This is a genomic window from Vannielia litorea, from assembly GCF_019801175.1.
Classification (GTDB): Bacteria; Pseudomonadota; Alphaproteobacteria; order Rhodobacterales; family Rhodobacteraceae; genus Vannielia; species Vannielia litorea_B.
Genome location: NZ_JAHVJR010000002.1, coordinates 133,016 through 155,165, shown reverse-complemented (window position 1 = coordinate 155,165; position 22,150 = coordinate 133,016). Strand labels below are relative to the sequence as shown.

Here is a 22,150-nt window from a genome sequence, read left to right as displayed (position 1 = left end):
GGCTTGCCCTCGCCGCCCTCCCTTTCATGGCCTTGGCCGAGGTCGACATTGAAGAAGTCACATCACCGGGTGGTGTGGAGGCATGGCTGGTCAACGAGCCCTCGATCCCCTTCGTCGCGCTGGAGATTCGCTTCAAGGGCGGCGCGTCACTCGATGCGCCCGGCAAGCGCGGGTCAATCAACCTGATGACCGCAATCCTCGAGGAAGGCGCAGGCGACATGGACGCCCGCGCATGGGCCGCCGCTCGTGACAGCCTCGCCGCCTCCTTCGACTTCGACGTTCACAACGACGCGCTCTCGATCAGCGCCAAGTTCCTCACCGAAAACATGGATGAGGCCGCCGAACTGCTGCGCCTCGCGATGGAAGACCCTCGCTTCGATCAGGATGCCCTCGACCGGGTGCGGGCGCAGGTGCAGTCTATCATCCGATCCAACGGTAACGACCCCGACAAGATCGCCGGCGACACCTTCGACCGGCTGGCTTGGGGCAATCATCCCTACGGCACCGATCTGAACGGCACAGCCGAGAGTGTCGCGGCCCTGACGCGCGAAGACATGTTCGATGCCAAGGCGCGGGTGATGGCCCGTGACAGGCTCTATGTCGGCGCTGTCGGAGATATCGACGCCGAGCGCCTCGCCGCCCTGCTCGACAAGCTGTTTTCCGGCCTCCCCGAGACCGGCGCCGAACAGGCTGAACACATGGACTACACCCTACAAGGCGGCCTCACCGTCGTGCCTTTCGATACCCCGCAGTCAGTGGTGAGTTTCGGCCAGCGGGGGATCAAGCGCGATGACCCCGATTTCTTCCCCGCCTTCGTGATGATGGAAATCCTCGGCGGCAGCGGCTTCAACTCCCGCCTGATGGAAGAGGTCCGCGAGAAGCGCGGTCTGACCTATGGCATCTATGCCTATCTCGCGCCGATGGATTTTGGCGAGATCATCGGCGGCGGCGTGGCATCGGCCAACGGGCGCGTCGCGCAGGTGATCGAAGTGGTGCGCGACGAATGGGCCAAGCTCGCCGACGAAGGTGTGAGCGCCGAAGAACTGGAGCGTGCCAAGAAGTACCTGACCGGAGCCTACCCCCTGCGGTTCGATGGCAACGGCAGGATCGCCAACATCCTTGTTGGCCTCCAGATCGAAGGGCTCGGCCAAGATTACATCACCAACCGCAACAGCTTCGTCGAGGCGGTGACGGTGGAAGACGTGAAGCGCGTCGCCAAGCGGCTGATCGACCCTGATGCGCTGCACTTCGTCGTGGTCGGTGCGCCGGAAGGGCTCGAGGAGACGGCTGGCAACTGACGCGGGTCGAGGCGCGCGCCTCCGCCCGTTGACGCCCCGCCGCTCCCGCGCTACCCCGCGCCTCTCACCACCGATGGAGGCTCCATGGCCCGCCGCAAGGGACGCGACATTTCCGGCTGGATCATTCTCGACAAGCCCGCCGGGCCCACGAGCACCGCCTGCGTGAACAAGCTGCGCTGGGCCTTTGAGGCCAAGAAGGCCGGGCACGCCGGCACGCTGGACCCGGCGGCCACCGGATTGCTGGCCATCGCCTTCGGCGAGGCGACCAAATGCGTGCCCTACGTGATGGACGCCGATAAGTGTTACAGCTTCACCATCCGGCTGGGCGCGGCGACCAACACCGACGATGCCGAGGGCGAGGTGATCGAGACCGCCGAGGCCCGGCCTGCCGATGATGAGATCCGCGCGGCGCTCCCAGGCTTCACCGGCGAGATCATGCAGGTGCCGCCCAAATACTCCGCCGTGAAGATCGATGGCGAACGGGCCTATGCCCTTGCCCGTGACGGCGAGGACTTCGAGGTCGAGGCCCGGCCACTCTGGGTCGAGAGCCTAGAGCTGGTGTCGCGCCCCAATGCCGACACAGCCGAGCTTCGAATGGTCTGCGGTAAAGGCGGCTATGTACGTTCCATCGCGCGGGATCTGGGCAAGGCGCTGGGCTGCCTTGGCCATGTCGTGACCCTGCGGCGCGAGTGGTCCGGCCCTTTCGATCTGGATAAGGCGGTCACGCTGGAGCAGGTCGAGGAGCTGGCCCGCCAGCCAGAGATCGACGGCTTGCTGGTGCCGCTGGAAGAGGGTCTGGGCGACCTGCCCCGCGTCACCGTGAACGAGGCCGCCGCCACCCGCATCGCCAATGGCAACCCGGCCCCTGTGGTCGCCTCCGATGCCGAGTTCGGCGAAGATTGCTGGGCCGCCCACATGGGGCAGGCCATTGCTCTCGGCCGCTATCTTGGCGGCGAATTTCACCCAAGCCGCGTGCTGAACCGGTGAGCCCCAAGAGCGCCAAGGAGTGGCTGGCATGATCACCCGTACCCACACCAAGGGCGACGCACCCTCCACGGCCGTCTATTCCGACTGCGAGCGTTATCGCTATCTTCTGACGCGCACGTGGGACCCGGCGGGCGAGAAGGCGCTTTTCATCATGCTCAATCCCTCGACCGCGACCGAGGTGCAGAACGACCCCACCGTCGAACGCTGCGAGCGCCGCGCCCGTACGCTAGGCTTTGGCAGCTTTCGCGTGACCAATATCTTCGCGTGGCGCGACACCGACCCCAAGAACATGCGCGCCGCGCCCGAGCCGGTCGGCCCGGAGAACGATGCCGCCATTCTCGAAAGCTGCGGCTGGGCCGACAGGATCATCTGCGCATGGGGCAGTCACGGCGCGCATCTGGATCGGGGTCATGCGGTGGAGGCGCTCCTGCGCCAGGGCGGCTGGCCACTCTATCATCTCGGGCTGACCAAGCACGGCCAGCCTAAGCACCCGCTCTACATCGCCTATACCGAGCAGCCCCGGCCTTGGGTCACTCCGGCGATCGCATCCTGATCCGCACTGCACTGCCGAGGGCTTCAGCGCCCGCGTCGCACTCCACCTGCACCACTGGCCGACCGCCGAGGTTGATCTGCCAAGTATCGTCGATGGTGGGCAGCATCACGATGTCGGTGGCATCGGGCCCATCATAGAAGATGACCAGCCGCTCGGTCTCTGGATCGAACCCCTGCACCACGGCAATCGGCCATTGCCGATCGACTGCCAGCTTAAGCCGACGGGGCGCCTCGGTGGGCACGATGATGTCTCCCATCCCCATCGGCAAGATCAGCCTGCCCTCCGAATCGTGAAGGTCTTCGGCTCCGTTGGAAGATGAGACCTCCTCGACGCCATCGGCGTCTGCAGACGAAATCTCTTCCGCTACGGCTTCGGCTTCAAGGGGTTCGTCCGCCGCCGCCGCCACTTGCACTTCCCAACGACTCTCGGCCTCAGCCGTTTCTCCCGGTCCCTCGACCTGCGCTAAGGCCTCTTCCACCTCGGGGATCTCGTCCTCTTCAGTTTCGGGCTCAATCGCATCTACAGGTGCGTCTTCCTCACCCTCCACAACCTCGGCCAAAGGCGCCTCTTCTTCAGCATCCGCCTCAACTGCCGCCTCAGCTTCATCCGCATCAGCCTGCGCCTCCGCAATCGCGGCGCGCGCGGCGGCCTGTGCTTCGTCCATCCGCAGCATGGCCTTTTCGCTCTCGGCTTCTTCGAGCCGAATACGGTTCAGCTCTTCCCGAACGGCCTGAATCTCTGGCGGAAATTCCCTGAATTCCTCGCTTGCCGTGAGCCTCGGAACGGCATCCGCGCCCGGCTCTGGAACCTCCGGCTCAGCAGTGCCTTCAGCCACTGCCCCGCTCCCTGCCAGTTCCGCATGGCGGCGCGACCGAAGGCGGAACCAGAGTGCAATCAGCACCATGGCCAGAAGGAAGATCAACAGGGGAACGAGCCAATCGGGACGCATGCGCGGATCATCCACCGAACACCCCCTACATTCCAGCCCTGCCGCCAGAAACGCCGACAACTTGTTGCATAATCTAGGCACCTTTTTCGGCGGCATAAGGGTTTCATCCACCATGCCACGCTATCCCGATTTCTGCGTTGCATGACACGGTCACGGGAGCGGCCTGGGTTGCAGCCGCTAACGCTGTTGAGGGGTCACCGGCATGTTCTTGCTGTTCGGATTGATGGGTGCCGTGCTTGTCGGCTCGGCTGTTGTGGGGATCGCCGGAGGCGGCGAGGAGGTCGAGGAGGATGCCGTCGACCTCGACACCGTGGAAGACAGCTCTGGCGGTGCCGGTACCATCGGCACCTCCCTGCTCGATGACGAGGCACCCGATGGCGTCGAGGCGCTCGAACCCACCGAGGACGATCCCGCCATTGATCCCCCAGCCCCTCTTGAGTCGACAGATCCAGACGCTGGCGCCACGCAGATCGGGAGCGATGCAGCCGACAGCATTGAAGGCGGCGCAGGCGACGACATCTTGCAGGGCAACGCAGGAGCCGATGAGATCAGCGGCAATGAGGGTGATGATGTCGCCCTCGGCGCCGAAGGCGATGACAACCTCGCAGGCGGGGACGGGTCCGATAGCCTCTTTGGCGAGGATGATGACGACCTGCTCGATGGCGGCAGCGGGGATGACACGCTATGGGGCGGGTCTGGCGATGATACCCTGCTCGGCGGTGACGGTGCCGACAGCCTGACCGGCGGCGATGGTGCCGACGTGCTCGCAGGCCAATCGGGTGATGACCAGCTCGAAGGCGGCCTTGGCGATGATCTGCTCTTTGGCGGTGAAGGGCATGACAACCTCCAGGGCGGCGCTGGCAATGACATCCTGATCGGCTCGGATGACCTGGGCGTCGACTGGTTGAACGGCGGCGAGGGCGATGACGTGCTGGTTCTTGGCGACGGTGACGTTGCCACCGGCGGTGAGGGCGCCGACATGTTCAGCCTTGGCCCTGACCTCGTGGAAGAAACCGTGGCCGAGATCATGGACTTCAACGCCGATGAAGACGGTCTCGCCCTGCTCTGGGACGACACCGCAAGCAGTGAGGCGCCAGAGATCACACTCGGCGAGATCGACAGTGACCTTATCGAAGTCTTTGCCGACGGCGAGTTGATCGGGCTGGTGCACGGCGGCAGTTCATTGACGGCGGCCGATATTCAGCTCGTGCCCATGTCGGCAGGTGCACCCGTTTGAGCGTCGCCAACTGCGCCCGACCTGCCACTTCCTGACGGGTTTTCAATCCGGTGAATTCGGCTAGGGTCGGCGCATGAGCGACCCCGACCCGCACCTCTCCTCCGATCCCGTGGCCACCCAGAGCGCCGCCGAAGCAGACGCCGCGCATGATGCCACGCGCTCTGATCTTCAGCGCGAGATCGTGGCGCTGCGCGAGGAAGTGGCCAAGCTGAACGATCACAAGTTCCTGCGGGTCTACGCGCAGTTCTGGCGCCTGATCGCCTTTCAATTGCTGCGCGGCATGGCCTTCGGTCTCGGCTCTGTTGTGGGCGCGACCGTTCTGGTCTCGATCCTCGCCTACCTGCTGAGCCAGGTCGATTTTATCCCGATCCTCGCCGAATGGGCCGCAGAACTGGGCGTAGAACTGGATCAGGAGAAATCCGAAGCCGAAGCCGAGCAGCGGGTTGAAGAGCAACTGCCAGCCCCCGATGGCGCCGGAACCCAGCCAGAAGATCCGCCGCAGGCCGAACCGGGCGAGATGCCCCCGGCCAACGCCGACTGACCGGCGCGGACGAATCACCTTCCCATCTGGACGGGCTTGGCCTATACGCCCCCTCTGTCGACCGGGATCGCCCGGGCGGCCCACTCCATGGACCCTGCTGGACGACATCCCGGCTTGCGCCCGCAACACCAAACCAAAGGAGACCCCGATGTCGATCACTGCTGAAGACAAGGCCCGCGTCATCAAGGAATACGGCACCAAGGACGGCGACACCGGTTCGCCCGAAGTTCAGGTTGCCATCCTCTCCTCGCGGATCAGCACGCTCACCGAGCACTTCAAAACCCACAAGAAGGACAACCACGGCCGCCGTGGCCTTCTGAAGCTCGTGGCTCAGCGCCGCAAGCTGCTGGACTACCTCAAGAACAAAGACGAGGCCCGCTACAAGGACCTCATCGGCAAGCTCGGCATCCGCCGCTAAGACGGACCGCCAGGGACAAGCGAAGGGGTGGCCTCACGGCTGCCCCTTTTTTGTTCGTCACAAGGCTGCCCCTGTTCCGCCACCTCCCGCGCAACGCAACGTCGCCGCGCCCTGCCGCTTGACCGGTGCGCCCTGCCGCACCCATCCTAAGCGCAGGAGGAGAACCATGATCCCAGCGCTACGCGTCATCATTCACATGGGCGGGCTGCACCGGCTGTTCCCGTTCTGGCTGGTGGGCTTGGGGCTGGTCGTGTTCGACTTCCAGCTCTGGATGCTGGCGGCCATCGCCTATGGCGTGGTGATCCAGTGGTTCAATGAGTACCTGATCCACCGCTTCATCTACCACCGCAAGCCGCCGACAGCGCAGAGCCCGTTCAACCGGCTCTACCGCAGCCACATCGGGCACCATGAATTTCCTCAGGATGAAGAGTTCTTCACTGGCGACGATCACTGGTTCCCGCTCCGCTTTGCCGCCGGGTCCTTCGCCGCGCACATGCTGGTGCTCTGGCCACTGCTGGGTTTCTGGCTGGCGGCAAAGGTAGCTTGGGTCGCGCTCTTCGTCGGCTCCGCTTCGGCCTTCGCCTTCTACGAGTACTGCCACACACTGGCGCATCTAAACGTGACAAAGGGGCGGTTCGGGCGGTGGGTGACTCGCGAGCACATGGCCCACCACTATCAGGACCATCACGCCACCTTTCACGTAACCGCCGGGATGGGCTGGATCGATCGGCTCTTCGGCACCGCACACAGCCCGGCAAAAGCGCGGGAGCGCTATGACCGGCGCACCATGATGAGCATCGGGATGGACCCGGAAGATCTGCGCCTCGTCACCGCCCGCAAGGCCTACGGCATATCCAAGGCGCCACGCCACATCGCGTGAGTGCTGGTCAGATCGCAGCCTGAGGTTGCGATCACTTGGCAAATGACACACTGCATCGCACCGCAATGGCACGGATCGACATAAACCCGCACAAACCTTTGGCATTAACCTCAAATTTTATTTCACCGGCCCGCCGAGCCTGCTAACCCCTTGGCCCGAACCGCCGCGCAGAGGGAGGCCGGGCAGAATGACGGGAGTGCCGGAATTTCCGACCACCGAACCTGAAGGGCATGAGGACGAGTTGGGCCGCCGCGAGCGGCTGGCCGACCTTGCCAAGACCGGGCTCATGGATAGCGTGCCGGAAGAGGTCTATGATCGCGCGGTGCGACTGGCCAGGCAGATCACGGGCGCGCCTGTGGGGTTGCTTTCGCTCGTCGACAATCGCCGCCAGTTCTTCAAAGCGCAATCCGGTCTCGAAGAAGCCGGTGTGGAGCAGCGCGAAACGCCTCTAAGCCACTCTTTCTGCCAATACGTGGTGTCGTCCCGCACCTCCCTTGCGGTGGTCGATGCCCGGACCCATCCGCTTCTGGCGGGCAATGGCGCAGTGGGCGACCTTGGCGTCATCGCCTATCTCGGAGTGCCGGTTCACGGGCCGGGGGGCGAAGTTCTTGGCTCCTTCTGCGCCATCGATTCCGAGGCGCATGAATGGTCCGAAGGGCAGATGAAGGCGCTCGAAGACATTGCCGGGATCGTCGAGAGCGAGATTCGCCTGCATCAGGCTCTCTCCGAGCGCCAGTTGCTGGTGCAAGAGCTGAATCACCGGGTGAAGAACCTCTTCACCGTGGTGTCCGGAATGGTGCGCCTGAGCCATGCGAATGGCGAGGAGTCATCCGCCCTCGCTGCGCGGCTTCACGCACTGGCCAATGCCCACAACCTCCTTGCCCCGGCCATTCAGGCGGGTCAGCCGGTGGGCGACAGGATCTCCCTGCACGACCTCCTCGTTACCCTGCTCACCCCTTATGGAGACGAGCATCTGACAGGGATCGATGGCCCCAATGTTGTGCTCGGCCCGCGCGCCAGCACCTCGCTCTCGCTGGCCCTGCACGAGCTGGCCACGAATGCCGCCAAATACGGGGCGCTTGCTGCAGCTCAAGGGCGGCTTGCGGTGACTTGGGGCGTTGAGGGCAACGACCTCAAGATCCGCTGGGAAGAGACCGGCCGCGCCACCCAAGAGGCCGGTCAGCCCGCGGGCTTCGGCTCGCGCCTTGTGTCGCTTGCGATTGAAGGCCAGCTGGACGGCACGCTCGAAACCGATCTGCGACCGGAAGGTATGATCCGCCAGATCACCCTGCCGCGCGACAGGCTGGCAGAGTAACCGCAGCCCGCGCGCGGACCTCGCAAGCCGGCCCGGTCCGTTCACAAAGCTTCCCATCGCCACAACTTTCCTGTATGGCCCGCGCATCTGAGACGTTGCGCCAAGGCCCCGGCGCTCGATGGAATAGGTATCAGGGGCCGGCGGCAATGGGGCCGCCACTCAAACGGGAGACCCGGGATACGCCCGGGAGCGCTCCCCTACAGGAAACGAACATGTTCAAAATTACCAAGAAATCCATGGAGTGGGGCGAAGAGACCCTCACCCTCGAAACCGGGCGTGTGGCCCGTCAGGCCGATGGCTCCGTCATCGCGACCCTGGGCGAAACCTCTGTCATGGCCAACGTGACCTTCGCCAAGACCCAGAAGGAAGGGCAGGACTTCTTCCCCCTTACCGTTCACTACAACGAAAAATACTACGCCGCCGGTAAAGTGCCCGGTGGCTTCTTCAAGCGTGAAGGCCGTCCGACCGAGAAAGAGACGCTCACCTCGCGCCTGATCGACCGTCCGATCCGCCCGCTCTTCGTGCCGGGCTTCAAAAACGAAGTCCTCGTGATCTGCACCGTGCTCTCGCACGATCTGGTCAACGACCCGGACATCGTCGCCATGATCGCCGCTTCGGCCGCGCTCACCATCTCCGGCGCCCCCTTCATGGGCCCGATCGCCGCCGCCCGCGTCGGCTTCGAGGATGGCGAATACGTGCTGAACCCCGAAGTGCAGGACATGGACCAGCTGCGCCTGAACCCCGACCAGCGCCTCGACCTCGTGGTCGCCGGCACCAAGGACGCGGTGATGATGGTCGAGTCCGAAGCCTACGAGCTTTCGGAAGACGAGATGCTCGGCGCCGTGACCTTCGCCCACGAGCAAATCCAGCCGGTCATCGACCTGATCATTTCGCTGGCTGAAGAAGCTGCCAAAGAGCCATTCGACTACCAGCCGCCGGATTACTCCGAGCTCTATGAGGCCGTGAAAGCCGCTGGCGAGACGGACATGCGCGCCGCCTATGCGATCCTCGACAAGCAGGAGCGCACTGCTGCCGTGTCCGCCGCCAAGGAGAAGATCCTCGGCGCCCTGACCGACGAGCAGAAGGAAGACAAGAACCTCGGTTCCGCGCTGAAAAAGCTCGAGTCCTCCATTCTCCGTGGCGACGTGGTGAAAAACGGCAAGCGGATCGACGGTCGCTCGACCACCGATGTGCGCGCCATCACCTCCGAAGTGGGCATCCTGCCCCGGACCCACGGTTCTGCGCTCTTCACCCGCGGCGAGACGCAGGGCCTCGTGGTCACCACGCTCGGCACCGGTGACGATGAGCAGATCATCGACGCGCTGCACGCCAACTACCGCAGCAACTTCCTGCTGCACTACAACTTCCCCCCCTACTCGGTGGGCGAGGTTGGCCGTTTCGGCCCTCCGGGTCGTCGTGAAATCGGCCACGGTAAGCTGGCCTGGCGTGCGCTTCAGGCCGTTCTGCCCGCACCGACTGACTTCCCCTACACCATCCGCGTGGTCTCGGAGATCACCGAGTCCAACGGCTCCTCTTCGATGGCTTCCGTCTGCGGCGGCTCGCTCTCGATGATGGACGCCGGTGTGCCGCTGAAGGCCCCGGTGGCTGGTGTGGCCATGGGTCTGGTGCTGGAAGATGACGGCTCCTACGCCATCCTGACCGACATCCTCGGCGACGAGGATCACCTCGGCGACATGGATTTCAAGGTGGCCGGCACCGAAGAGGGCATCACCTCGCTCCAGATGGACATCAAGGTTGCGGGCATCACGCCCGAAATCATGAAAGCCGCCTTGGCTCAGGCCAAGGAAGGCCGGATGCACATCCTCGGCGAGATGAGCAAGGCTCTGACCGCCGGGCGCACCGAGTTCTCGGCCCACGCCCCGCGCATCGAAACCATGAACGTGCCCACCGACAAGATCCGTGAAGTGATCGGCTCGGGCGGCAAGGTGATCCGCGAGATCGTCGAGGTTTCGGGTGCCAAGGTCGACATCAACGACGATGGTGTCATCAAGATCGCATCGCCGAATGCCGAGTGCATCGAGAAGGCCCGCGAGATGATCCACTCGATCGTCGCCGAGCCGGAAGAGGGCAAGATCTACAACGGCAAGGTCGTGAAGATCGTCGATTTCGGCGCCTTCGTGAACTTCTTCGGCAAGCGCGACGGCCTCGTGCACGTCAGCCAGATTGCCAACCAGCGCCTCAACCACCCCTCCGACCAGCTGTCGGAAGGCCAAGAGGTGAAGGTCAAGCTGCTGGGCTTCGACGATCGCGGCAAGGTGCGCCTGTCGATGAAGGTTGTCGACCAGGAGACCGGCGAAGAGATCAAGAAGGAAGAGAAGGCCGACTGAGGCCACTCGACCTGACGAACACGGAAAGGCCCGGGGGAAACCTCGGGCCTTTCTGCTTTATTCTCAGGCTTCGATGAAGCGCGGTGTCTCTCCCGGTGCCATAATCACGGCTGTCAGCCGCCCGGTGGCATAGGCCCCGGTGTCGATGGCAATGCGACCGGGGACGACCTCTGGTTCATCGCGAATATAATGGCCGTGGACCACCCAGATGCCATCCGGGCGCGGCGTCGAGAAAAACCCGGGGTGGCCGTACGTGAGCGAATGTCGCTGGGCAGCGATAGGCCGTGACGGGTCAGCGCCCGCGTGGGTGACGGCCACGTTGCCGCTCTGCCAATAGCGCGGCAGGGCCGTCAGCCACTCATGCAAACCCTCCGCCTCCAGAGCCTTGGCCAACCCCTCCTGCGCGGCCTCAAGCTCCGGCCCGCCCTCTTCTGACACCTCTGCGCCAAGGCCAAAACTCGCGAGGGTCTGCAAGCCGCCGTAGGCCAGCCACCGCGGATACTTCCCGCGGGCAAAATCGAGCATCATGTCCTCGTGGTTGCCGCATAGGCAAACGGCGCGGCCGTCCTCGCAAAGTGCATTGAGCCGTCGCAGCACCCCTGCCGAAGCTTCCCCGCGATCCACGTAATCCCCAACAAAGATGAGCGGCAGGCCCGGCGCTTCCTGCTCCAGACGGCTAAGCAACCGCGCAAGCAGATCGTCCCGGCCGTGGATGTCTCCGATGGCCACAAATGCGGCGTCAGGCTGGGGGGGCGAGCCACGAAAGCCGGGCGCTGTCGGGGCCGAGCGCGACCAGCCGAACGGGAGCCATGACAGCCATTTCATCTTCAGCGACTGATAACCTGGCAGCTTTCGGCCTTCACCAGTTTGCGGCTCTCCCGCTGCGTGGCCCCCCTCACTGCCCGGCCTCTTCCGGCCTCCGTCACCTGCGTGGTCGAAGAGGAGACAAGTTCGGTCAACTGGCACTTGTTTCCCTGCAGCGCCACTTTCATGCGAAAGCCCGCCTCGGTCACCTGTTTGCTGCCCTCAGCGGTGGTCAGCACACGGTTGGCGTTGACGGTGGCGGTCAGCCCGCTTCGGCTGAGCTGGTAGCGGCTGCGGGTGTCGACCGTGGCCTTGTAGTTCACCGCGATGCCGGGGGGCAGGCGCACCTTGCTGCCATCGTTGCAGGCCTCGGTGCGGCTCTTGGCCGAGTAGCTGCACGATTTGCGCTGGCGGCTGGAAGGGCCTTCGAAAACCAGCGCAGAGGCCGAGCCATCCGCCCCACGCTTGGCACCAATCTCAAAGGTCTTGCAGTTGGATTTCACCGTTTCAATCGCCAGCAGCCCGCCGAACTGGTTGATGTCATAGACCGTGCGGCAAGTGTCGTTCGACCGGCCGAGGCCACGGGTGCGCACCTGCTTTTCGGTAAAGCTCATCCGCAACTTCAGCTCTGCCTTGGCGGTGGTTGCCGGCAGGGTCACGGCCATCATCAGGGCGAGGGCCAAGGTCAGAAGTTTCATCTCATCACCTCCCGCAGGGCCGCCCCGCGCTCAATTGCAGTAGGTCCGGCCATTGTAGGTTGCACATTTGCGTGCCGAGCCGCCACCCCCGCTGCTGCTGCGCTTGGGTTTCGAGGCCTTGGCCTGCCGGACCTGACAGGAGCCGCGTGTGTCGAGGTATTGCCCGGAGGGGCAGGTCTTCAGCTCGCAGCGATTGTCGACCTTCACCTCGCGCACCGAGCAGACCAGCGGGCATGTGCCTTCGGGCATCATCTGCATCAGTCCGGCAAGGGTGATCGATAACTCCATTTCCGAGATGTCGGGCACTGCATCGCGCAGCCGGTCCATCGCCTGCTCCGAGCGGCGGCCCCAGTCGCCATCCACCGGCCCGGCATCGCAACCCAGACGGTTAAGCTCTTCCTGAAGGGTAAAGAGCATGTCTTCGTGCTCCTCATCCTCGATTGGCATGAACACGGTAGCCGGGATCGCCACGCGCACGATGGGGGTGCCGTCATCGGCGCGCGTCACCTGCACGTCTTCGCCGATGATACCGTCAGTGTTGACCCCTTCGGAAACATCCACCTCCGCGGCGTCATCGATCAACACCGCGGCCTCTGCCCCAGCCTCGCCAACGGCCTCCTGAGCATGCAGGGGCGCGGAAGCGGCCAGACCCGCTCCGATCACGAGGGCAAGCACGGCGCAAATCCGCCGGTAGGGGTTCGTCATTCAATCCATCTGCGCGGCGCCAAGCGCTGCGGCCACGCACCTTTCGCAACAAAGCCTAGCAAAAAAGCCCCGTTGTCACCAACGAGGCTTTCTCACATCTGCGGGATGTTGCCGCAGGGTCTCAGGCGCGGCTCAGCCCGGGTTCTTGGCGAAGCGCAGGTAGGGCAGTTTCTTGTCGAGCGTGCCGTATTTCTCTTCTGCCGCGGCATCGTCCAGCGCCAGCGCCACGATCACGTCCTGCCCGGTTTCCCAGTTGGCGGGGGTGGCCAGCGGCTGCTCGTAAGTGCGCTGCAGCCCGTCGAGCGCGCGCACCACTTCGGCAAAGTTCCGGCCCACGGTCATCGGGTAGGTCATGACCAGCTGCACCTTCTTGTTCGGCGCGATAATGTAGACAGAGCGGACGGTTGCGCTGTCGGCCGGGGTGCGGCCATCGGGCAAGTAGGCATCTGCGGGGAGCATGTCGAAGGCCTTGGCCAACTCCAGACCGTCATCAGCCACGATCGGAAAGGTCGGCTCGGCGCCGCCGAAACTCTGGATATCGCCCTTCCATTTCTTGTGATCTTCCACGCCGTCGACCGAGACGCCAAGCACCTTGGTGTTCCGCTTGGCCCATTCGTCGGCCAGCTGGGCCACCGCACCAAACTCGGTGGTGCAGACGGGGGTAAAGTCCTTCGGGTGAGAAAAGATGATCGCCCAGCTGTCGCCGATCCAGTCGTGCAGCGAGATCTCGCCCTGGTCGGTGGTGACGGTCAGGTCGGGGGCGGTGTCGTTGATGCGCAGAGCCATGAGGTATCCTCCTTCGGGCAGCGTTTCCTTGCGGCAATAGATACGCGTGGCAGACAAAATTGAAAGGCCCGTGCGGCCCAGAGAAGGAGGGCGTTTTGCCACTGGATGGACAGGGCGAACCTGCGTCTCCTCAGCGCCGGGCGCGTGGCACGGCGGTTCTATGCAAGCATTCAACCTATAAGCGAAATCCCGCCGAGGTGGTTGCCCCTGCCGCCTCACATCACAGGTTTGCGAGGACGGAGCTCACAACAACAGGGAGAGAGACATGAAACCAGTCATCGTGGGGGCACTGGCCCTATCGTTGGCCGCTGGCCCGCTTGCCGCACAGGAGGCGGCCATTTTTTCGGGCGACGACCGGCTTCATCCGGTCTACGCGCAAAACGGCATGGTCTCTGCCCAGGAGGCCGTGGCAGCGCAGGTCGGGCTCGATATCCTGCAGTCCGGTGGCAATGCGGTGGATGCCGGTGTGGCCGTGGCCTTTGCGCTCGCCGTCACCCTGCCCCGCGCAGGCAACCTCGGCGGCGGCGGCTTCATGATCGTGCATGATGCCGAGAGCGGCGAGACCAAGGCCATCGACTATCGCGAGATGGCCCCAGCTGCCGCAGATCGCGACATGTTCCTCGACGCCGAGGGCAACGCTGACAGCAACCTGAGCCGCTTCACCGGCTTGGCCACCGGCGTGCCCGGTACCGTGGCGGGCATGCAGATGGCGCTGGAGCAATACGGCACCATGACCATGGCCGAGGTCGTCGCCCCCGCCATCGCGCTCGCCCGCGACGGGATCGACGTGACCCCGGGCCTCGCCGACAGCCTCAAGGGGTTGGAAAAGCGGCTGAAGGCGCATCCCTCCTCCGAGGCAATCTTCTACAAGGAGGGCGGTGGCTTCTACGAGCCGGGCGAACGGCTGGTGCAGGCCGATCTCGCCGCCACGCTCCAGAAAATTGCCGACGAGGGACCGGATGGATTCTACAAAGGCACAGTGGCCGAGGCGATCAGCAAGGCCGTCACCGATGCCGGCGGGCGCATCACCGTCGAGGATATGGCCGGTTACAAGGCCGTGCTGCGCGAGCCGGTCACCGGCAGCTACCGAGGCTACGAGATCGTCTCCATGCCACCGCCCTCCTCCGGCGGGGCGCATATCGTGCAGATCCTGAACATCCTCGAGGAGTATCCAGTGGGCTGGCTTGGCCATAACTCAGCCGAGACCATTCACCTGATGGCCGAAGCAATGAAGCGCGCCTATGCCGACCGCTCCGAGTATCTGGGCGATAGCGACTACGTCGATGTGCCGCTCGCCGAGATCACCTCCAAGGACTACGCCGCCGCGATCCGCGAAGAGATCAGCCGCAACGTGGCCACGCCCTCCAGCACCATCAAACCCGGCAACCTCGCGCCCTACGAGAGCAACGAGACCACGCACTTCTCGATCGTTGACCAGGATGGCAACGCGGTCTCCAACACCTACACCATCAACTTCTCCTACGGATCCGGCATGGTTGCCGATGGCACCGGCGTGCTGATGAACAACGAGATGGATGACTTCGCCGCCAAGCCGGGCGTGCCCAATGCCTACGGGCTGATCGGCGGCGATGCCAACGCGGTGGAGGGCGGCAAGCGCCCGCTGTCCTCCATGAGCCCGACGCTGGTGATGAAGGATGGCGAGGTGTTCATGGTCACCGGCTCACCCGGCGGCTCGCGCATCATCACCACCACGCTTCAGGTCATCATGAACGTGATCGACCACGGGATGAACATCGCCGAGGCCAGCACCGCGCCCCGCATCCACCACCAGTGGCTGCCCGACGAGATTCGCACCGAGGATGGCATCAGCGCCGATACCGTGGCGATTCTGGAGCAGAAGGGCCACAAGCTGCGCCAGCAATCGGTGATGGGCTCTACCCAGTCGATCATGGTCGACAAGGAGGCCGGCCTGCTCTTCGGCGCGTCCGACCCGCGGCGGGTGGATGCCGCAACCGTCGGCTACTGATCCAAAAGGCCTGCCGGTTCATTCCGGCGGGCTTGCTCTTTGCATCCAATCATGTTGACCTCAACTCAAATGGTATGGAGGCCGAGATGAAAGACAGCCAACTGAAGGTCTGGGGTTACGACTGGGTGCCCGATTTCGCCAAGGGCCAGGTGCGCGACTTCCGCCTGCGCTGGGCTTTGCTGGAGGCCGGGTTGAGCTATGATGTGGCCCATGTGGCGATGGGCACGCAGGGCAAACCCGAGCATCTCGCACGCCAGCCCTTTGGGCAGGTGCCAGTGCTCGAGGTCGACGGCGCGCCGATGTTCGAGAGCGGTGCAATCGTCTGGCGGATCGCTGAGCAGAGCGACGCGCTCCTGCCCCCGGGCGTAGATCGCTACGCAGCCCTCAGCTGGGTCTTTGCCGCGCTCAACTCGGTCGAGCCTCTCACCGCCGTCGTCGGCACCGTCCAGACCTTCGTGGAAGACCGCGAAGCCGCAGAACGGGTTGCGCCAACACTCCGGGCGATGGCTGGAAAGAAACTGAAACGGCTGGCCGGGGCTCTGGGTGAAAAGGACTATCTGCTCGGCGACACATTCTGCGTCTCCGACCTGATGATGGCCTCCGTCCTGCATGGCCTCGACGGTCTGAACCTGATCGAAGAGCACCCTACCCTCGTTACCTACCGCGACCGCTGCCTCGCGCGCCCCGCTTACGAGAAAGCAATGGCCGATCAGATCGCAGAGATCGACAGCAACGCGGCGAAATACGCGCGGTAAGCCGCCCGGGCGCGGCGATGGGTGGGGTCAGAAAGGCACCTTCGCGCGAAAGCTCACGCCCTTCCCGCCATCCGGGTGAAGCACCCGGAGCATCTCGGCGTGGAGCATAAGGCGCGGAAAATCGCGCGCCGCACCCTCGGCGTAAAATGGATCGCCCAAAATCGGGTGCCCGATCTCGCGCATATGCACCCTGAGTTGATGCGAGCGCCCCGTTTCGGGCATCAGTCGCACCCGGCTCTCGCCCTTCCCCGCCTTCAGCCGCTTCCAACGCGTCAGCGCGGGCTTGCCGGTCTCATGGGCAACCATCTGCCGCGGCCGGTTGGGCCAGTCCACGATCAGCGGCAGGTCCACAACGCCCTCCGCCTCGGCCAACTCACCCCAAACCCGCGCGACATATTGTTTCTTCGTCCGTCGATGCTCGAATTGCAGGCCAAGGTGGCGCTGGGCGTGAGGTGTCAGGCCAAACACCATGACCCCGCTCGTGTCCCTGTCCAGCCGGTGAACAAGCAGCGCCTCAGGGAAGGCCGCCTGAACCCGCGACAGCAGGCAGTCGGCAAGATGCTCGCCCTTTCCCGGCACGGAGAGCAAGCCCGAAGGTTTGTTCACAGCCAGCAACTCATGGTCATGATGCAGCACGTCGAGCGGCGTGTCGGGCGGCGCGTAGGTGTCACTCATTCCTGCGGCAACCCGTGCGCGATCTCGTAATAGTCACCCTTGCTGGCCACGTGCAGATGCCGCTGCAGCCGCAAGCCCGAGGGCCCGTCCAGTGCTCCCAGCGAAAACCTCATGTCACCCGATCCCAGCCGCTGCCAGAACAGCCCCGACCCGCAGACCGGGCAAAACCCGCGGCGGGCCGTAGCGCTGGCCTGATACCACCGCACTGCGCCCTTGATCCCGATCTCGCCTTCGGGCACTTCAGCATCCGCCATGAAATGCCCTGATTGCTTGCGGCATTGCATGCAATGGCAGGCCACCGCCTCGTCTGGCGTGCACGTCACGGTAAATCGCACCGCGCCGCAGTTACATCGACCGGTAAGACTCACCGCTGCTCCACCCCGTCCGCGATGTCGTAATAGTCGCCCTTGTCGGCGGTGAAGATGTGCTTCTGCAGGCGCAGGCCGGTCGGACCGTCGATGGAGCCGAGCGAAAAGCTGATGGTGTCCTCGTCATTGTGCTTCCAGAACAGGAAGCTGCCGCAGATCGTGCAAAAGCCCCGCTTGGCGGTCTCGGAACTTTCATACCACTGCGGCTCACCCGATATCGTTAACGCGTCGTCCGGCACGTAAGCCGAAGACCACAAGTGCCCCGACATGCGCCGGCATTGCCCGCAGTGGCAGACCGAAACGCCTTGCGGTTCGCCACGAGCTTCGAAGCGGATCGCCCCGCAGAGGCAGCTGCCTTTCAAACTCACCGCCAGTGCCCCCCGTTGCCAAAGGCCACCTCCAGAACGCGCGTCAGCCCCTCGGCATCGGCCTGAGTGAATGCGGCGGGTTTGTCACTGTCGATATCCAGAACCCCGATCAGCCGCCCCGAGGCCCCGCGCACAGGCAGCACGATCTCGGAGCGGGTGGAGGAGGAGCAGGCGATATGGCCGGGAAAGGCCTCTACATCATCCACCAGCTGCACCTCGCCGGTCTGCGCGCAGGTGCCGCACACGCCTTTGCCGAAAGGGATGACAAGGCAGCCGTGTCCGCCTTGGTACGGGCCGATCTTCAGCACGCCCGGTGCGGTGACGCGGTAGAACCCCGTCCAGTCAAAGCGGTCGTCGGCATGGTGGATTTCGCAGGCCAGCGTGGCCATGATCGCCACCTCGTCGGTCTCACTCTCGGTCAGGCTGTCGACCACTTCGGCGAGCGCGGCATAATCCACCTCAGGCACGTTCGATCGCGATGGCCGTGCCCTCGCCTCCGCCGATGCAAATCGCGGCCACGCCGCGCTTGAGGCCCCGCTTTTCTAGTGCGTTCAGCAGCGTCACAATGATCCGTGCGCCGCTGGCGCCGATCGGGTGGCCGAGCGCGCAGGCGCCGCCGTTCACGTTGATCTTTTCCCGCGGCACGCCCATCTCGTGCATGAAGGCCATCGGCACCACGGCGAAGGCTTCGTTCACCTCCCAGAGGTCCACATCCTCCACGCCCCACCCAAGGCGCTTCAGCAGCTTCTGCGCGGCAGGCACGGGCGCCGTGGTGAACCAGCCGGGCGCCTGCGCGTGGGAGGCATGCCCGAGGATATGTGCGCGGATCGGCAGGCCGGAGCCTTCCCCCGCCAGCACTAGCGCCGCCGCGCCATCAGAGATGCTCGAAGAATTCGCCGCCGTCACCGTCCCACCTTCCCGGAAGGCGGGTTTCAACTGGGGTATTTTGTCGGGCCGGGCATTGCCGGGCTGCTCATCCTCGCCAACAACCACCTCGCCCCGGCGGGACTTCACGGTAACCGGCGTGATCTCCCCCTCGAAGCGGCCCTCCTTCTGGGCGGCCAGCGCGTTCTCGAGCGATCCGAGCGCGTAATCATCCTGCGCCTGCCGGGTAAACTGGAACTTCTCCGCGCAATCCTCGGCAAAGGTGCCCATCAGGCGGCCCTTGTCGTAGGCGTCTTCCAGCCCGTCGAGGAACATGTGGTCAATCACCTGCCCGTGGCCGATCCGGGCGCCGCCGCGCATCTTGGGCAGCAGGTAGGGCGCGCCGGTCATGCTCTCCATTCCGCCAGCGATGACCACATCGGCGCCGCCGCCCGCGATCGTGTCGAACCCGGCCATCGCGGCCTTCATGCCGGAGCCGCACATCTTGTTCAGCGTGGTGGCCGGTAGTCCCTCGCCCAGCCCGGCGGCAAAGCCGGCCTGCCGCGCCGGAGCCTGGCCTTGACCGGCGGGCAGAACGCAGCCCATCAGCAGTTCATCGGCGCTCTCCGCCCCGGCCTGCTCCATCGCCGCACGAATGGCCGCGCCGCCGAGCTCGGCGGCGGTCACATCGGAGAAGGCGCCCTGAAACCCACCCATCGGCGTCCGTGCCGCCCCTGCAATTCCTACCCGCGCCATCGCTCTCTCCCTTGGCCTCTCTGCTCCCGTGCATACCGAATGGTAAGGTTTCACGTCTAGGCCTGACACAACCCCAATTGCGACGGAGCAGGCCATGAACGTTGATGCAACTCCCAAGGGCAAAGTGCTGTTGGTGACAGTGGCCGAAAGCCGGATCGACGCGGCGATTTCCGTCGCCTTCAAGGAGCGGATGCGCGAGCTGACCGTCGGCCACCCCGGTCGGATCATCGTGGACATGAGCGCAGTTGGCTTCCTCGACAGTTCCGGCCTCGGTGCCGTGGTGGGTGCAATGAAGCAGGTGGACCCCGGCGCAACGCTGGAGCTCGCGGGGCTGACGAGCACGGTCGCCAAGGTCTTCAAACTCACGCGGATGGACACGGTCTTTGCCATCCACAGTTCCGCAGAAGCCGCGCTGGCTGCCGACGAAAATGCCGCCTGACCCCGCCGCCTGATGCCCAATCGCGCCCGTATCGAAAGACCCGCCGATACCCTGCCGCACCCCCGGCTGCTGGAGGGTCAACGCAACGCGCTGCGCATCGTGCTCTCGAGCACCCCACTGGAGGTGCGCCGCGCGCTGGAGCGTGTGCTGGGCGACCTCTCCCCGCTGCAACTCTCCGAAGAAGACCGTGGCACCGTCGAGCTGGTTCTGGCTGAGGTGCTCAACAACGTTGTTGAGCACGCCTACGAGGCGGCTGCGGAAGGTGTGATCGAAATCACTGTCTTGCAGGGCCAGCAAAGCCTATTTTGCTCGGTCACTGATCACGGGCGCGCTATGCCTGGCCTTTCCGCCCCTTCGGGCGAAGCCGCGGCTGTCGACGTGCCGACCGAGGCGCTGCCAGAGGGCGGCTTTGGCTGGTTCCTGATCCGCGAACTCTCAGATGATCTCAACTACCGCCGCGAAAGAGACGAGAATCGCCTGACGTTCTCGCTCAAGGTCGGCTCTTTGGCCAATCGCGGCTAACACAGCCCCCGTTCCCGCCTGCGCCCTCGCGCTTTCCATCGCAGCTCACTGCCAAACCTCTCCGCCGCAGTAGCATTGTTTCTCAGTCGGAAATCACCGCCCCAAAATGGTCCCTATCCGACCAAAACCCAGACAGGTTCAACCCGCACAACAAAGGGGTAGCTGCATATAGCTTCCCTCGGCGCCACGCTTCATAGCCCCCACCCAGTGTGTGGCGTCGAGGTTCTTCTCTTTCTCCCCATCGCCACCTTGCCGCTGCCTGCCGTGCCGCCTAGTCTCGCCGCCGGAGGACAGACCCCATGCGCAATTTTGAATACCCCGGTCGCTCGCCCGTGCTGGCGACCAACGGCCTGTGTGCCACCTCACATCCGCTCGCCGCACAGGCCGCGGTGGAAATGCTGAAATCGGGCGGCAACGCGGTGGATGCCGGCATCGCCGCTGCCGTATTGCTCGGCTTCTGCGAGCCGCAGAGCACAGGCATTGGCGGCGACTGCTTTGCGCTGGTCAAGCCCGCCGGCTCCAATGAGATACATGCGCTCAACGGCTCTGGCCGGGCACCTTCTGGCGTCGATGCCGATGCGCTCCGTGCCGAGGGAGATGCCATTTCTCTCACTTCGCCCCATTCCGTCACCCTGCCCGGCGCCATCGCCGGTTTTGCCGCGCTTTCAGAGCGTTATGGCCGAAAGGGCCTCGCCGCCAGCCTCGCGCCCGCGATCCACTACGCCGAAGAGGGCATCCCCGTCGCGCCGCGCGTGGTGCGGGATTGGCAGGCCGCTGAGGCCACGCTGCAAGGCGCAGCGCGGGAGCATTACCTGATGGGTGGCAAGGTGCCGGAGGTCGGGCAGGTGTTCCGGGCACCCGGCCAGGCCGAGGTGTTGCGCCGGATCGCCAAGGACGGCCCTAAGGCCTTCTACGAGGGCGAAGTGGCCGAAGATATGCTGGCCGCCTGTGCCGGTGGCAGCCACGCGCTGGAGGATTTTGGCACCGTCACCGCCGACTGGGGCAGCCCACTCACCGGGCCGTACCGTAGCCGCGAGATCGCCGAGCATCCGCCCAACGGGCAAGGCGCTGCCGCACTGCTGCTCGCCGCGATCCTCGCAGAGTTCGACATCGCTGCGATGGACCCGCTCGGCCCCGAACGGACCCATATCGAGGCCGAAGCGATCAAGCTGGCCTATGACGCCCGCAACCGCCTCATGGCCGACCCTGCTGCGATGAAAGACCCGGCGGCACTGCTGCGCCCCGGCCTCGCGCAGGAACTCGCCGCGCTGATCGACCCGAAGCGGGCAATGGCGCAGGTGACGAGCGTGACCGAGGCGGTGCATCGCGACACGGTCTACCTCTGCGTGGTCGACCGTGACGGCATGGCGCTTTCGCTGATCTACTCGGTCTTCCACAGCTTCGGCTCCGGCCTCGCCAGCCCCAAGTTCGGCATCCTGATGCAGAACCGCGGCGCTGGCTTCACGCTGGAGAAGGGCCACCCCAACGAGGTCGGGCCGGGCAAGCGCCCGATGCACACGATCATCCCGGGGATGATGCTCGAACAGGGCCGGGTAGAGATGCCCTTTGGTGTCATGGGCGGCCAGTATCAGGCTGCTGGCCATGCGCGATTCGCCTCCAACATGTTGGATTTCGGGATGGACCCGCAGGAGGCGATCGATTTTCCGCGCCTCTTTGCCGAGAAGGGCGAACTTCAGCTCGAGGCGCCCTTCCCCGAGGCGACCCGGGCGGCGCTGGCCGATCTTGGCCACAAGGTTGTGCCGCCGCCCACACCCATCGGCGGGGCGCAGGCGATCCGGATCACGGCGGATGGTGTGCTGATAGGCGCGTCCGACCCGCGCAAGGACGGCTGCGCCATTGGCTACTGACAGTAGGGCCTAAATCAGCAAACCCGTTG

General features: G+C 64.6%; 24 protein-coding genes. 14 read left to right on the top strand and 10 right to left on the bottom strand.

Features of this window, described 5'->3' with window-relative positions:
* The first annotated feature begins 26 nt into the window (after positions 1–26).
* The 3 genes from KUV38_RS16195 (at position 27) to KUV38_RS16185 (ending at position 2,838) form a co-directional block, all read left to right on the top strand.
* Positions 27–1,298, top strand: a complete 1,272-nt coding sequence (locus KUV38_RS16195; protein ID WP_222471638.1) for a M16 family metallopeptidase — start codon at positions 27–29, stop codon at positions 1,296–1,298.
* 84 nt (positions 1,299–1,382) lie between these two features.
* Positions 1,383–2,285, top strand: a complete 903-nt coding sequence (truB, locus tag KUV38_RS16190) for a tRNA pseudouridine(55) synthase TruB (protein WP_222471249.1) — start codon at positions 1,383–1,385, stop codon at positions 2,283–2,285.
* A gap of 28 nt (positions 2,286–2,313) precedes the next feature.
* Positions 2,314–2,838: a DUF1643 domain-containing protein gene (locus KUV38_RS16185; protein ID WP_222471248.1), complete on the top strand. Its 525-nt coding sequence runs from the start codon at positions 2,314–2,316 to the stop codon at positions 2,836–2,838.
* On the opposite strand, the gene KUV38_RS16180 is transcribed toward KUV38_RS16185, so the two are convergent.
* The gene (locus KUV38_RS16180) at positions 2,816–3,787 is read right to left on the bottom strand and encodes a hypothetical protein (RefSeq protein WP_222471247.1); all 972 of its coding nucleotides are present in this window, start codon (positions 3,785–3,787) and stop codon (positions 2,816–2,818) included. The two genes, KUV38_RS16185 and KUV38_RS16180, sit on opposite strands and share 23 nt — an antisense overlap.
* Positions 3,788–3,989: 202 nt before the next feature.
* Here KUV38_RS16180 and KUV38_RS16175 point away from each other — a divergent pair, with 202 nt between their 5' ends.
* The 6 genes from KUV38_RS16175 (at position 3,990) to pnp (ending at position 10,526) form a co-directional block, all read left to right on the top strand.
* Positions 3,990–5,024: a calcium-binding protein gene (locus KUV38_RS16175; RefSeq protein WP_222471246.1), complete on the top strand. Its 1,035-nt coding sequence runs from the start codon at positions 3,990–3,992 to the stop codon at positions 5,022–5,024.
* Positions 5,025–5,097: 73 nt separating this feature from the next.
* The gene (locus KUV38_RS16170) at positions 5,098–5,565 is read left to right on the top strand and encodes a DUF5665 domain-containing protein (protein WP_222471245.1); all 468 of its coding nucleotides are present in this window, start codon (positions 5,098–5,100) and stop codon (positions 5,563–5,565) included.
* Between the two features lie 148 nt (positions 5,566–5,713).
* A complete protein-coding gene (gene rpsO / locus KUV38_RS16165; protein ID WP_222471244.1) occupies positions 5,714–5,983 on the top strand; it encodes a 30S ribosomal protein S15 in 270 nt (89 codons plus the stop codon).
* A gap of 166 nt (positions 5,984–6,149) precedes the next feature.
* Entirely contained in the window at positions 6,150–6,863 is a 714-nt protein-coding gene (locus KUV38_RS16160; protein WP_222471243.1) for a sterol desaturase family protein, read from the top strand.
* 187 nt (positions 6,864–7,050) lie between these two features.
* Positions 7,051–8,178 carry a GAF domain-containing protein gene (locus tag KUV38_RS16155; RefSeq protein ID WP_222471242.1) on the top strand — a complete coding sequence of 376 codons (1,128 nt, stop codon included), beginning with the start codon at positions 7,051–7,053 and terminating at the stop codon, positions 8,176–8,178.
* 212 nt (positions 8,179–8,390) lie between these two features.
* Positions 8,391–10,526, top strand: coding sequence for a polyribonucleotide nucleotidyltransferase (pnp, locus tag KUV38_RS16150; protein ID WP_222471241.1), 2,136 nt, complete (start codon positions 8,391–8,393; stop codon positions 10,524–10,526).
* 63 nt (positions 10,527–10,589) lie between these two features.
* On the opposite strand, the gene KUV38_RS16145 is transcribed toward pnp, so the two are convergent.
* From KUV38_RS16145 to KUV38_RS16130, 4 genes are all read right to left on the bottom strand, one after another.
* The gene (locus KUV38_RS16145) at positions 10,590–11,351 is read right to left on the bottom strand and encodes a metallophosphoesterase (protein ID WP_222471240.1); all 762 of its coding nucleotides are present in this window, start codon (positions 11,349–11,351) and stop codon (positions 10,590–10,592) included.
* Positions 11,352–11,353: 2 nt separating this feature from the next.
* Positions 11,354–12,028, bottom strand: a complete 675-nt coding sequence (locus tag KUV38_RS16140; RefSeq protein ID WP_222471239.1) for a hypothetical protein — start codon at positions 12,026–12,028, stop codon at positions 11,354–11,356.
* 30 nt (positions 12,029–12,058) lie between these two features.
* A complete protein-coding gene (locus KUV38_RS16135) occupies positions 12,059–12,733 on the bottom strand; it encodes a peptidoglycan-binding domain-containing protein (RefSeq protein WP_222471238.1) in 675 nt (224 codons plus the stop codon).
* Positions 12,734–12,865: 132 nt separating this feature from the next.
* Complete coding sequence (locus tag KUV38_RS16130) at positions 12,866–13,519, bottom strand: peroxiredoxin (protein WP_222471237.1); 654 nt, start codon at positions 13,517–13,519, stop codon at positions 12,866–12,868.
* A 265-nt stretch (positions 13,520–13,784) separates the two neighbouring features.
* On the opposite strand from KUV38_RS16130, the gene ggt reads away from it, so the two are divergent.
* Together ggt and KUV38_RS16120 are read left to right on the top strand one after the other, a co-directional pair.
* Positions 13,785–15,506, top strand: coding sequence for a gamma-glutamyltransferase (gene ggt / locus KUV38_RS16125; RefSeq protein WP_222471236.1), 1,722 nt, complete (start codon positions 13,785–13,787; stop codon positions 15,504–15,506).
* 86 nt (positions 15,507–15,592) lie between these two features.
* Entirely contained in the window at positions 15,593–16,261 is a 669-nt protein-coding gene (locus KUV38_RS16120; RefSeq protein WP_222471235.1) for a glutathione S-transferase family protein, read from the top strand.
* A 27-nt stretch (positions 16,262–16,288) separates the two neighbouring features.
* On the opposite strand, the gene KUV38_RS16115 is transcribed toward KUV38_RS16120, so the two are convergent.
* The 5 genes from KUV38_RS16115 to KUV38_RS16095 form a co-directional block, all read right to left on the bottom strand.
* Positions 16,289–16,936, bottom strand: coding sequence for a pseudouridine synthase (locus KUV38_RS16115; protein WP_222471234.1), 648 nt, complete (start codon positions 16,934–16,936; stop codon positions 16,289–16,291).
* Positions 16,933–17,220 (bottom strand): GFA family protein, encoded by a 288-nt coding sequence (locus tag KUV38_RS16110; protein WP_222471637.1) that lies wholly within the window; start codon positions 17,218–17,220, stop codon positions 16,933–16,935. Before KUV38_RS16110 ends, KUV38_RS16115 begins: the two co-directional genes overlap by 4 nt.
* 80 nt (positions 17,221–17,300) lie before the next feature.
* Positions 17,301–17,672, bottom strand: coding sequence for a GFA family protein (locus KUV38_RS16105; RefSeq protein ID WP_410001043.1), 372 nt, complete (start codon positions 17,670–17,672; stop codon positions 17,301–17,303).
* Complete coding sequence (locus KUV38_RS16100; protein WP_222471635.1) at positions 17,669–18,130, bottom strand: GAF domain-containing protein; 462 nt, start codon at positions 18,128–18,130, stop codon at positions 17,669–17,671. The genes KUV38_RS16105 and KUV38_RS16100 overlap by 4 nt, the downstream gene beginning before the upstream one ends.
* A gap of 1 nt (position 18,131) precedes the next feature.
* Positions 18,132–19,292, bottom strand: coding sequence for an acetyl-CoA C-acyltransferase (locus KUV38_RS16095; protein ID WP_222471233.1), 1,161 nt, complete (start codon positions 19,290–19,292; stop codon positions 18,132–18,134).
* A 94-nt stretch (positions 19,293–19,386) separates the two neighbouring features.
* Here KUV38_RS16095 and KUV38_RS16090 point away from each other — a divergent pair, with 94 nt between their 5' ends.
* The 3 genes from KUV38_RS16090 (at position 19,387) to KUV38_RS16080 (ending at position 22,121) form a co-directional block, all read left to right on the top strand.
* Positions 19,387–19,731: an STAS domain-containing protein gene (locus KUV38_RS16090; RefSeq protein WP_222471232.1), complete on the top strand. Its 345-nt coding sequence runs from the start codon at positions 19,387–19,389 to the stop codon at positions 19,729–19,731.
* 12 nt (positions 19,732–19,743) lie between these two features.
* Positions 19,744–20,253 (top strand): ATP-binding protein, encoded by a 510-nt coding sequence (locus KUV38_RS16085; protein ID WP_222471231.1) that lies wholly within the window; start codon positions 19,744–19,746, stop codon positions 20,251–20,253.
* Between the two features lie 299 nt (positions 20,254–20,552).
* On the top strand, positions 20,553–22,121 hold the full coding sequence (locus KUV38_RS16080; RefSeq protein ID WP_222471230.1) for a gamma-glutamyltransferase family protein: 1,569 nt from the start codon (positions 20,553–20,555) through the stop codon (positions 22,119–22,121).
* Positions 22,122–22,150 lie beyond the last annotated feature (29 nt).

Excerpts from the sequence above, each read along its gene's own strand:
- KUV38_RS16195 (WP_222471638.1), top strand. The coding sequence starts at position 27 with ATGGCCTTGGCCGAGGTCGACATTGAAGAAGTCACATCACCGGGTGGT.
- truB (WP_222471249.1), top strand. The coding sequence starts at position 1,383 with ATGGCCCGCCGCAAGGGACGCGACATTTCCGGCTGGATCATTCTCGAC.
- KUV38_RS16185 (WP_222471248.1), top strand. The coding sequence starts at position 2,314 with ATGATCACCCGTACCCACACCAAGGGCGACGCACCCTCCACGGCCGTC.
- KUV38_RS16180 (WP_222471247.1), bottom strand. The coding sequence starts at position 3,787 with ATGCGTCCCGATTGGCTCGTTCCCCTGTTGATCTTCCTTCTGGCCATG.
- KUV38_RS16175 (WP_222471246.1), top strand. The coding sequence starts at position 3,990 with ATGTTCTTGCTGTTCGGATTGATGGGTGCCGTGCTTGTCGGCTCGGCT.
- KUV38_RS16170 (WP_222471245.1), top strand. The coding sequence starts at position 5,098 with ATGAGCGACCCCGACCCGCACCTCTCCTCCGATCCCGTGGCCACCCAG.
- rpsO (WP_222471244.1), top strand. The coding sequence starts at position 5,714 with ATGTCGATCACTGCTGAAGACAAGGCCCGCGTCATCAAGGAATACGGC.
- KUV38_RS16160 (WP_222471243.1), top strand. The coding sequence starts at position 6,150 with ATGATCCCAGCGCTACGCGTCATCATTCACATGGGCGGGCTGCACCGG.
- KUV38_RS16155 (WP_222471242.1), top strand. The coding sequence starts at position 7,051 with ATGACGGGAGTGCCGGAATTTCCGACCACCGAACCTGAAGGGCATGAG.
- pnp (WP_222471241.1), top strand. The coding sequence starts at position 8,391 with ATGTTCAAAATTACCAAGAAATCCATGGAGTGGGGCGAAGAGACCCTC.
- KUV38_RS16145 (WP_222471240.1), bottom strand. The coding sequence starts at position 11,351 with ATGAAATGGCTGTCATGGCTCCCGTTCGGCTGGTCGCGCTCGGCCCCG.
- KUV38_RS16140 (WP_222471239.1), bottom strand. The coding sequence starts at position 12,028 with ATGAAACTTCTGACCTTGGCCCTCGCCCTGATGATGGCCGTGACCCTG.
- KUV38_RS16135 (WP_222471238.1), bottom strand. The coding sequence starts at position 12,733 with ATGACGAACCCCTACCGGCGGATTTGCGCCGTGCTTGCCCTCGTGATC.
- KUV38_RS16130 (WP_222471237.1), bottom strand. The coding sequence starts at position 13,519 with ATGGCTCTGCGCATCAACGACACCGCCCCCGACCTGACCGTCACCACC.
- ggt (WP_222471236.1), top strand. The coding sequence starts at position 13,785 with ATGAAACCAGTCATCGTGGGGGCACTGGCCCTATCGTTGGCCGCTGGC.
- KUV38_RS16120 (WP_222471235.1), top strand. The coding sequence starts at position 15,593 with ATGAAAGACAGCCAACTGAAGGTCTGGGGTTACGACTGGGTGCCCGAT.
- KUV38_RS16115 (WP_222471234.1), bottom strand. The coding sequence starts at position 16,936 with ATGAGTGACACCTACGCGCCGCCCGACACGCCGCTCGACGTGCTGCAT.
- KUV38_RS16110 (WP_222471637.1), bottom strand. The coding sequence starts at position 17,220 with ATGCAATGCCGCAAGCAATCAGGGCATTTCATGGCGGATGCTGAAGTG.
- KUV38_RS16095 (WP_222471233.1), bottom strand. The coding sequence starts at position 19,292 with ATGGCGCGGGTAGGAATTGCAGGGGCGGCACGGACGCCGATGGGTGGG.
- KUV38_RS16090 (WP_222471232.1), top strand. The coding sequence starts at position 19,387 with ATGAACGTTGATGCAACTCCCAAGGGCAAAGTGCTGTTGGTGACAGTG.
- KUV38_RS16085 (WP_222471231.1), top strand. The coding sequence starts at position 19,744 with ATGCCCAATCGCGCCCGTATCGAAAGACCCGCCGATACCCTGCCGCAC.
- KUV38_RS16080 (WP_222471230.1), top strand. The coding sequence starts at position 20,553 with ATGCGCAATTTTGAATACCCCGGTCGCTCGCCCGTGCTGGCGACCAAC.